This is a genomic window from Azoarcus taiwanensis, assembly GCF_012910885.1.
Taxonomy (GTDB): Bacteria; Pseudomonadota; Gammaproteobacteria; order Burkholderiales; family Rhodocyclaceae; genus Azoarcus_F; species Azoarcus_F taiwanensis.
Genome location: NZ_WTVM01000172.1, coordinates 1 through 6,727 on the forward strand (window position 1 = coordinate 1; position 6,727 = coordinate 6,727).

The 6,727-nt window shown below is 61.4% G+C and carries 10 protein-coding genes and 1 pseudogene; 5 read left to right on the forward strand and 6 right to left on the reverse strand.

The genetic code is table 11. The features are described 5' to 3' along the window. From GPA21_RS18310 to GPA21_RS18320, 3 genes and pseudogenes are all read right to left on the reverse strand, one after another. Positions 1 to 273: pseudogene (locus tag GPA21_RS18310) on the reverse strand (hypothetical protein); the annotation flags it as partial. A gap of 137 nt (positions 274 to 410) precedes the next feature. Beyond that, positions 411 to 773, reverse strand: a complete 363-nt coding sequence (locus GPA21_RS18315; protein WP_168989539.1) for a nucleotide pyrophosphohydrolase — start codon at positions 771 to 773, stop codon at positions 411 to 413. Beyond that, entirely contained in the window at positions 770 to 1,615 is an 846-nt protein-coding gene (locus GPA21_RS18320) for a 23S rRNA (adenine(2030)-N(6))-methyltransferase RlmJ (RefSeq protein ID WP_168989540.1), read from the reverse strand. The genes GPA21_RS18315 and GPA21_RS18320 overlap by 4 nt, the downstream gene beginning before the upstream one ends. 204 nt (positions 1,616 to 1,819) lie before the next feature. Between GPA21_RS18320 and GPA21_RS18325 the strand changes: the two genes are divergently transcribed. The 5 genes from GPA21_RS18325 (at position 1,820) to GPA21_RS18345 (ending at position 4,586) form a co-directional block, all read left to right on the forward strand. Continuing rightward, positions 1,820 to 2,344, forward strand: coding sequence for a gamma carbonic anhydrase family protein (locus GPA21_RS18325; RefSeq protein ID WP_168989541.1), 525 nt, complete (start codon positions 1,820 to 1,822; stop codon positions 2,342 to 2,344). Positions 2,345 to 2,473: 129 nt separating this feature from the next. Next, positions 2,474 to 3,184, forward strand: a complete 711-nt coding sequence (locus GPA21_RS18330; protein WP_168989542.1) for an SIMPL domain-containing protein — start codon at positions 2,474 to 2,476, stop codon at positions 3,182 to 3,184. A gap of 5 nt (positions 3,185 to 3,189) precedes the next feature. Further along, on the forward strand, positions 3,190 to 3,540 hold the full coding sequence (locus GPA21_RS18335) for a hypothetical protein (protein WP_168989543.1): 351 nt from the start codon (positions 3,190 to 3,192) through the stop codon (positions 3,538 to 3,540). A 31-nt stretch (positions 3,541 to 3,571) separates the two neighbouring features. Then, entirely contained in the window at positions 3,572 to 4,009 is a 438-nt protein-coding gene (gene dtd, locus GPA21_RS18340) for a D-aminoacyl-tRNA deacylase (RefSeq protein ID WP_168989544.1), read from the forward strand. 25 nt (positions 4,010 to 4,034) lie between these two features. Further along, positions 4,035 to 4,586 (forward strand): C40 family peptidase, encoded by a 552-nt coding sequence (locus GPA21_RS18345; protein ID WP_168989545.1) that lies wholly within the window; start codon positions 4,035 to 4,037, stop codon positions 4,584 to 4,586. A gap of 13 nt (positions 4,587 to 4,599) precedes the next feature. Here GPA21_RS18345 and ftsB read toward each other — a convergent pair whose 3' ends face one another. The 3 genes from ftsB to GPA21_RS18360 form a co-directional block, all read right to left on the reverse strand. Continuing rightward, complete coding sequence (gene ftsB / locus GPA21_RS18350; protein ID WP_168989548.1) at positions 4,600 to 4,875, reverse strand: cell division protein FtsB; 276 nt, start codon at positions 4,873 to 4,875, stop codon at positions 4,600 to 4,602. A gap of 109 nt (positions 4,876 to 4,984) precedes the next feature. Beyond that, a complete protein-coding gene (eno, locus tag GPA21_RS18355) occupies positions 4,985 to 6,274 on the reverse strand; it encodes a phosphopyruvate hydratase (protein WP_168989546.1) in 1,290 nt (429 codons plus the stop codon). A 30-nt stretch (positions 6,275 to 6,304) separates the two neighbouring features. After that, positions 6,305 to 6,598, reverse strand: a complete 294-nt coding sequence (locus tag GPA21_RS18360; RefSeq protein ID WP_168989547.1) for a DUF1330 domain-containing protein — start codon at positions 6,596 to 6,598, stop codon at positions 6,305 to 6,307. Positions 6,599 to 6,727 lie beyond the last annotated feature (129 nt).

The following is a 6,727-nucleotide window of genomic DNA, read 5'->3' on the forward strand; positions in this document are numbered from 1 at the left end:
GCCCAGCGTCAGCACACCCGAGCCCACTGCAGGACCGACGTTGTTGGCGACGTCGTTGGCGCCGATGTTCATCGCCATATAGGCGCCGATCGCGGCTGCGACGACGACGAACCCGACCCCCGCCTGGGCGCCAAGCATGATTTTCGCGTAGATCGAAACGCCGATCAGGAACGCGATTGCGATCCCGAAACTGAAATACCTGCTGTGACTACCGTCTCCGTTTGTCTTCTTTCTGCCGAGATTCGGCGCCTTCATCGAGGACTGGAGTTCCACGCATCACCTTTGGCTGTCACAAAATATAATTGTGGCAGAAACATGACTGTAATGATCAGGCCTGATTGCGAAATCGTGCAGACGATTCGTGCAGGGGCAGTCCAGGCGGCCGTTCTGGCAACAGAGTGGTGGCCGGCCTACAAGCGGCTGTACTTCGTGGACCGGCCGCGCACCTTGTCCGCGGGATAGCGTTCGGCATTGAGCTTCATCTTGCGTTGCGCCGTATCCACGAGATCGACGCCGAGCACATCGGCCAGACGAATCAGGTAAAGCAGCACGTCCGCCATCTCCAGCTCGACCTCGCCCAGTTGTTCAGGTTCGAGGGAACGTGAAGCGTCCTCGGTGAGCCACTGAAAATGCTCGATGAGCTCGCCGACCTCGCCGGACAAGGCCATGACAAGATTCTTGGGACTGTGAAAACGCTCCCAGTCCCGCTCAGCGGCAAAGCTGCGCAGAGCAGTGCGTAAATGCTCGAGAGAGTCCTGCGACTCGTCGCTCATTCGATTCGATACTCGAGATCGAAACCGGCCTGCTCATCGAGCCCGAGTGCCTTCACCAGTTCGGGCATCGCCGATTCCAGCGTCTCGGGCAGTGTCCACGGCGGGTTGATGAGATAGATGCCGCTGCCGAACATGCCGAAGCCATCACGCGACGGCGTCTGCACCACCAGCCGCAGGTCGAGCCAGCTTCCCGCGTCAAGAGTTGCCAGACGATCCGGCAGACGCTGGGCCTCCGGTCGGGACAGGAGCGGATACCAAAGCATGTAGGTGCCGCCGGGGAACTTGCGTGTAGCCTCACGCAGCACATCGACCACCTTCCGATAGTCGTCCTTGACTTCGTAGGACGGATCGATGAGCACGACGGCGCGGCGGCTCGGTGGCGGCAACAGCGACCGCAGACCACCAAATCCGTCCGCCCGACGTACAAGCACGCGATCGCGGTCGCGCTCGAAGGTTTTGTCGAGCGAAGTGAAATCGGCCGGATGAAGCTCGAACAAGCGCATCCGGTCCTGTTCACGCAATTGCGTCATCGCCAGTGCCGGCGAGCCCGGGTAGAAATTGAGTCCGCCATGTGGATTGAACTGCGCGACTGCCTCGATATAGCTTGCAAGCGTGTCACACAAGTCGTCTCTGCCCCACAGGCGCCCCACCCCCTGCTCGAACTCGGCGGTCTTACCAGCCTGCTCCCCTTGCAGGGCATAGCAACCGGCTCCAGCATGGGTGTCGATGAACCACCACGGTTTGTCCTTGCGGCAGTAATAGCGCAACACCTCAAGGAGAACGAAGTGCTTGAGCACGTCGGCATGGTTGCCGGCATGAAACGCGTGGCGATAGCTGAGCATGAGGTCTGGACACAATGATGTGAGGCGGAATGCTACACCATCCAGCCGACCGGGAAGCCTTGCCACCCCGCCCGAAACGGGCTCGATCGAGTGCGGATACAAAAGAGAGGGGGACACGCGTTATCATCGCCGCTTGACGGTTGCACAAGTCAGTTCACAGCAGACGTGGCGAGCGACCACGATACAACACGAGAGATCAAGCACATGCCTATTTATGCGCTGGGCGACCGCGAACCCCAACTCGGCGAAAACACATGGGTAGCCGACAACGCGACCGTGATCGGTCGTGTCTTCACCGGCCGAAACGTCAGCATCTGGTACAACGTGGTGATCCGCGGCGACAACGATCCGATCATCATCGGCGACAACACCAATATCCAGGATGGCTCGATTCTCCACAATGATGACGGCGTGCCCCTCAGGATCGGCGCCGACGTCACCGTCGGCCACATGGTGATGCTGCATGGCTGCGAGATCGGCGACGGCTCGCTGATCGGAATCAATGCGGTAATCCTCAACCATGCGGTAATCGGCAAAAACTGCATCATCGGCGCCAACGCGCTGATCCCGGAAGGCAAGGTGATTCCGGACCGCTCGCTCGTCGTCGGCTCCCCCGGGCGCATCATCCGAGAACTGTCCGATGAAGACATCGCCTCGCTGAAGGTAAATGCGGCCAATTACGTTGAGAATGCCAAGCTCTACGCTGAATCGGCGCGGCGAATCGACTGAAGAAGGGCGATTGAGCGCCTGGCAATGAAGCGATTAACGCTTATGCAACATAATGTTGCCTGCGTTAGCTGATAATTTGCTCGAATATGACTAGAATGTAGGCAACCATAAACACGGGGTTGCCTTGTCATGCATCAAGTCTTCAGCTTCGCCCTGTTCCGCCCGATCTTGCCGGCGCTGCTGATTGCGCTCTTCTCGTTGCCAGTGCAGGCCGACGAGCACCCGCGCTTGCCGACCGTCGACCTGTCGGCCGAAGCTTCGCGCGACGCACCGAACGACCTGGCGACCGCGACGGTGTACTTCGAGGACACCCACTCGCACCCCGCCGAGCTTGCGCAGCGCGTCAATCGGGCAATCGCCGAAGCCTTCGAACAGATCCGCGCCTACCCGCACGTCAAGGCTGCAAGCTCCGGCATACGCACCTGGCCAGTGCATTCGCGCGACGGACGCACGATCGATGCGTGGCGCATGCGGTCGGACATTTCGCTGGAGACGACCAACGTTGCGGCACTGTCCGAACTGCTCGGCAAATTGCAGGCTGGCCTCGCGATTGGTGGTCTGTCGATGCAGCCTGCGCCGGAGACTCGCAATGCGGTGGCGGATCTTGCGGCTGAAGACGCTCTTCGCGCCTTCCAGGCCCGTGCGCGGGCGATCTCCGACACGCTCGGCCGCGATTTCCGAATCCGCAGTCTCTCGGTCAATTACGGTGGATTCATGCCACCCCCCTACCCGGTGATGCGTTCGGCCATGATGGCAGAGGCCGCGTCCGCCCCCGTGCTCGAGAGTGGTGAGAGCCGCGTCTCGGTCACCGTAACCGGCACCATCGAACTTCTGGATTGAATCCCATGCTCGAAACCCCTCCCGCTTCAACCAACCGTCTGCCACGCAACGCGGGCATCACCCTGGCAGTGCTGCTCACCGCAACGCTGGCGACCACTGCCTACACACGAGACAGTGTCCAGAGCGTGAGTTACATCTGTGGAGATGGCGACCGGTTCAGCGTCGAGTATCGGAATGGCCAGGCCCGGGTTCGTCATGGCATTGGCGTGTTCTCTCTGACAGCCCAGTCGGAAGGCGAGGTCAGTCGATTCAGCGACGGCAACCTGGTGCTGGTCTCGAGAAACGGCGTCGCCACCCTCAAGCACGCCGGGCCGACCAGCAGTGAGAACTGCCGCCCGATCGGACTCGACACCTGAATCTCGCGATGCGGCCGCATCAGCAGCGGACATGATTGCCCTGATCCAGCGCGTTCTTTCGGCGAAGGTAGAGGTTTCGGGTGAAACGGTCGGCGCAATCGGGCCCGGCATTCTGGCCCTGGTCGGCGTGGAGCGTGAGGACGGCGAACGTAATGTGATGCGTCTCGCCGAACGCCTGCTGGCGTACCGAATCTTCCAGGACGAACAGAACCGCATGAATCTTTCAGTGCAGGATGTTGGCGGGGGACTGTTGCTGGTGCCGCAATTCACGCTGGCTGCGGACACTCGCAAGGGCAACCGGCCAGGCTTTTCAACTGCCGCGGAGCCCGAACGGGCGACCAGACTGTTCGAAGAGCTGGTCGCACGGCTTCGAGAATCGCACGCACCGGTCGCAACGGGTCGCTTCGGCGCAGAGATGATTGTTTCATTGCAGAACCATGGGCCAGTGACCTTCTGGCTCCAGGCCTGATCCACGCCTGTTCGAGGAGAGCACCATGCGCAGCAGCCAGTCCAGTCTGATCATCGTGGCAGCGACCGCGCTCGTCCTCACCGCCTGCAGCACCGCACCCAAGCCAGCGTCGAACGCTCGGAGTCTGAGTGCGCCGACTCAGCCAACGCTGTCACAACGCGATGGGCGCTATTTCAAGCTACAGGACGAGAAGGCCGCCGAGGAGATCGTCCTCTACGCCCTGGGGCTACTCGGCACCGGCTACCGCTTCGGCGGCAACAATCCCGAAGCCGGTCTCGATTGCAGCGGCATGGTTCGCTATATCGTGCAGGAAGTCAGCGGCCAGACCCTACCGCACAATGCCGCCCAGATCGCGGACATGACCCGTCCGATCAGTGTCGCCGAACTGCGCCCCGGCGACCTGGTGTTCTTCAACACTCTCAACCGCCGCCATTCGCACATGGGCATCTACATGGGCGACGGTCGCTTTGTCCATGCACCTAACAGCCGAAGCCAGATCAGGATCGAGCGACTGGACAACACCTACTTTCGACCGCGCATCGACGGTGCGCGACGCATCGTTGCGAGCCTGAACTGAGGAGCTTCCAGGCCTAATCCTCGGCCGGAATCTGCACGAAGATCTCGCCGGGACGAGTCAGGCCCAGATCAAAGCGCGCACGCTCTTCCAGCGCCTCGTTGCCTGATTTCAAATCGCGCACTTCGGCATCCAGACCGGCGTTTCGCTGTTCGAGCTGGGCATTCACCGCTCGCTGCGACTGCAACTGGGCGTCAACCTCCCAGACCCGCAGCCAGCCGCCCTTGCCGAGCCACAGTGGATACTGCAACGCAAGCACGAGCAGAGCGAGAAGAAACACCGTCAACCGCATGACCTGAAACCGGAAAGTAAACGCAAGGTGGCCGACCTCGATGCGGTCGGCCACACTGACCAGTGCAAATGCTCGGGCAATCGGGCCTCCGGCCTGCGCCCAAGGGCGCTCAGCGCACCCGCAGGTTGTAGAACGCCCGCTTGCCCGGGTAGGTCGCGGTATCGCCGAGATCTTCCTCGATCCGCAGCAGCTGGTTGTACTTGGATATGCGATCCGAGCGCGACAGCGAACCGGTCTTGATCTGCATCGCGTTGAGGCCCACCGCGATGTCGGCAATGGTCGAATCCTCGGTCTCGCCCGAGCGATGCGAGATCACCGCGGTATAGCCTGCCCGCTTGGCCATTTCCACTGCCGCGAAGGTTTCCGACAAGGTGCCGATCTGGTTGATCTTGATGAGGATGGAGTTGGCGATCCCCTGGTCGATGCCCTGCTCGAGAATTGCGGTGTTGGTGACGAAGAGGTCGTCACCGACCAGCTGGATACGCTTGCCGAGCTTGTCGGTCAGAATTTTCCAGCCGTTCCAGTCGTCCTCGGCCATGCCGTCCTCGATGGAAACGATCGGAAAGCGATCGACCAGCGTCGCCAGATAATCGGCGAAGCCCTCGGAGCTCAGTGTCAGGCCTTCACCCGACAACAGGTACTGGCCGTTCTTGTGGAACTCGGAGGCAGCGCAATCGAGTGCGAGGACCACGTCGGTGCCCGGCTCGTATCCGGCGGCCGAGATTGCCTCCTGGATGAGGTTGAGCGCCTCTTCGGTGCCGCTGACGTTGGGTGCAAACCCGCCCTCGTCACCGACGGTCGTCGGATAGCCGCGCTTGTCGGTGAGCTTCTTGAGGTGGTGGAAGATCTCGGCGCCGCAGCGCAGCGCCTCGCGGAAGCTCTTCATCGACACCGGCATGATCATGCATTCCTGGATGTCGAGGCTGTTGTTTGCGTGTGCGCCACCGTTGATCACGTTCATCATCGGCACCGGCATGGTCATCGGCCCCGAGCCGCCAAAGTAACGGTAGAGCGGCAGGCCCGCCTCTTCGGCTGCCGCGCGAGCGACCGCCATGGAAACCGCGAGCATGGCATTGGCGCCGAGACGTGATTTGTTCTCGGTGCCGTCGAGCTCGATCAGGGTACGATCGATGAAGGCCTGCTCCTCGGCGTCAAGTCCGATGATGCACTCCGAGATTTCGGTATTGACGTTCTCGACTGCCCGCTGCACGCCCTTGCCGAGATAACGGCCGGCATCTCCGTCACGCAACTCGATGGCCTCGCGGGCACCGGTGGACGCACCGGACGGCACGGCGGCGCGCCCCATCACGCCCGATTCGAGCAGCACATCGGCCTCGACCGTGGGGTTGCCGCGCGAATCCAGAATCTCGCGGGCGATCACATCAACGATTGCACTCATAATTGTTCCCGTAGATATTGCCTTGAAAAATCAGAGCCCTTCGACCAACAGCATGTCGAATTCGGCTGCGCCGGCGCGCGCCTCACGGGCGGCACGATACTCCGGCGAATCGTAAAAGCGGCGCGCCGCTTCGGCATCGTCGAAGCGAACAATGACCACTCGCTCCGGCTGCCACTCACCTTCCAGCGTTTCGATGGCACCACCTCTCGCCAGGTAGCGGCCACCGTAGTGCCCGACCGCAATTTCCGCAAGCTCCCGGTACCGCACGATGCGCTCCGGGTCACTGACACGGACATCGACAACGACATAGGCAGGCTTCTTCATCAGCAGACTGGCCTTCCAGCACGACCGCCCTCAGGCGATCTCCATGAAACCCTGACGCTTGACCAAGGCATCGATGTCCCGCAGCGTCTCGAGGAGCGCTTTCATTCGGTCTAGTGGCCATGCGTTGGG

Coding starts and splice junctions, on each gene's coding strand:
- GPA21_RS18330 (WP_168989542.1), top strand. CDS start 2,474: ATGCATCAAGTCTTCAGCTTCGCCCTGTTCCGCCCGATCTTGCCGGCG.
- ftsB (WP_168989548.1), bottom strand. CDS start 4,875: ATGCGGTTGACGGTGTTTCTTCTCGCTCTGCTCGTGCTTGCGTTGCAG.
- GPA21_RS18335 (WP_168989543.1), top strand. CDS start 3,190: ATGCTCGAAACCCCTCCCGCTTCAACCAACCGTCTGCCACGCAACGCG.
- GPA21_RS18345 (WP_168989545.1), top strand. CDS start 4,035: ATGCGCAGCAGCCAGTCCAGTCTGATCATCGTGGCAGCGACCGCGCTC.
- GPA21_RS18325 (WP_168989541.1), top strand. CDS start 1,820: ATGCCTATTTATGCGCTGGGCGACCGCGAACCCCAACTCGGCGAAAAC.
- eno (WP_168989546.1), bottom strand. CDS start 6,274: ATGAGTGCAATCGTTGATGTGATCGCCCGCGAGATTCTGGATTCGCGC.
- GPA21_RS18360 (WP_168989547.1), bottom strand. CDS start 6,598: ATGAAGAAGCCTGCCTATGTCGTTGTCGATGTCCGTGTCAGTGACCCG.
- GPA21_RS18320 (WP_168989540.1), bottom strand. CDS start 1,615: ATGCTCAGCTATCGCCACGCGTTTCATGCCGGCAACCATGCCGACGTG.
- dtd (WP_168989544.1), top strand. CDS start 3,572: ATGATTGCCCTGATCCAGCGCGTTCTTTCGGCGAAGGTAGAGGTTTCG.
- GPA21_RS18315 (WP_168989539.1), bottom strand. CDS start 773: ATGAGCGACGAGTCGCAGGACTCTCTCGAGCATTTACGCACTGCTCTG.